The organism is Micromonospora sp. ATLC20 (genome assembly GCF_057196585.1).
In genome coordinates, this window is sequence record NZ_JBXUOV010000374.1 from 1 (window position 1) to 1,442 (window position 1,442).

Sequence of the window (1,442 nt, forward strand, 5' to 3'; positions counted from 1 at the left end):
TGCGGGCCGGGCCGGCCTCGCGGTCGGCGCCGCCGGCGCCCTGAAGCTCTTCGCCTGGCCGGTCGCCGTCGTGCTGATCGTCTGGGCCGCCACCCGCCGGGCCGCGCTCCGCACCGCCCTCGGCGCCATCGGCCTCCCCGTACTCGCCCTGATCCCGGTGCTGCTCGTCGACCGCGACGCCCTCGTCGAGAACGTGCTGCGGTTCCCGCTCGGCCACGGCCTCGTCACCAGCCCCGCCCAGTCACCGTTCCCCGGGCACCTCATCGCCGAGACACTCCCGGCCGGCCGCGCCGTCGCCGCCGCGCTGCTCGTCGCCGCCGGCCTGGCCATCGCCGTCCGGCTGCTGCGCCGCCCGCCCCGCACCGCCGCCGCCACGGCCCTCATCTGCGGGTACGGGCTGCTCGCCGCGATCCTGCTGATGCCCTCCACCCGCTTCGGGTACCTGCTCTACCCGGCCGCCCTGCTCGTCCTCGCCCCCGCACTGGCACTCACCCGACCGGACGACAGGGCGACATTCCCGGCAACCGCCCCGCGCGACCCGGCCGGAAGGCGTACACCTGAGGAATGACCACCTACCGCGACCGGGCCGAAGCGGGACGTGAACTCTCCGAACGCCTCACCGACCTCGCCGGCCGCCCCGACGTCATCGTCCTCGGCCTGGTACGCGGCGGCGTACCCGTCGCCCGGGTGGTCGCCGACCGGCTCGGCGCGCCACTGGACGTCCTCGTCGTCCGCAAGCTCGGCGTGCCCTGGGCACCCGAGGTCGCGTACGGCGCACTCGGCCCCGGCGGCGTCGAGGTCCTCAACGAGATGGTCGCCGGCCGGATCAGCGAGAACGACAGGGTCCAGGTCCGCCGCCGCGAACAGGCCGAACTGGAACGCCGCGAACAGCGCTACCGGGGCGGCCGCCCACCGCTCGACCTCACCGGCCGCACCGCCGTCATCGTGGACGACGGACTCGCCACCGGCGCCACCGCCCGCGCCGCCGCCCAGGTCGCCCGCCACCTCGGCGCCGCCCGCGTCCTCGTCGCCGTCCCGGTCGGCTCCGAGCAGGCGTACGACATGCTCGCCGCCGACGCCGACACGGTCGTGACCTGCCAACTCCCGCACGACTTCGCCGCCGTCGGCGCGTACTACGAGGACTTCCACGAGGTCTCCGACGACGAGGTCACGCAGGCGCTGACCGCCACTGCGTGAAAACACCCGGTACCGTCGTTGTCATGCAGATGACCTGTCCCAAGTGCCGCGGAGAAATGCGCCAGTACGAGCGCAGCGGAGTAGTCATCGACCAGTGCGGCGAATGCCGGGGCATCTTCCTCGACCGCGGTGAGCTCGAGAAGCTGTTCGAGGCAGAGGCCAGCTGGAACCGGCAGCACGGCGGCGCCCCGCAGCAGGCCGCGCCGGCCGGTGCCGGCTACCCGCCACCCCCGCCGCCCCCGCCC

The 1,442-nt window shown here is 74.7% G+C and carries 2 protein-coding genes and 1 pseudogene; all 3 read left to right on the forward strand.

The window, feature by feature from the left end:
* Window positions 1-568 (forward strand): annotated as a pseudogene (locus AC2CHG_RS31375) (hypothetical protein); the annotation flags it as partial.
* On the forward strand, window positions 565-1,197 hold the full coding sequence (locus AC2CHG_RS31380; protein WP_484526206.1) for a phosphoribosyltransferase: 633 nt from the start codon (window positions 565-567) through the stop codon (window positions 1,195-1,197). The pseudogene AC2CHG_RS31375 and the gene AC2CHG_RS31380, both read left to right, overlap by 4 nt.
* A gap of 23 nt (window positions 1,198-1,220) precedes the next feature.
* The coding region (locus tag AC2CHG_RS31385) for a TFIIB-type zinc ribbon-containing protein (protein ID WP_484526207.1) at window positions 1,221-1,442 on the forward strand (222 nt) is incomplete at its 3' end.

Excerpts from the sequence above, each read along its gene's own strand:
- AC2CHG_RS31380 (WP_484526206.1), top strand. The coding sequence starts at position 565 with ATGACCACCTACCGCGACCGGGCCGAAGCGGGACGTGAACTCTCCGAA.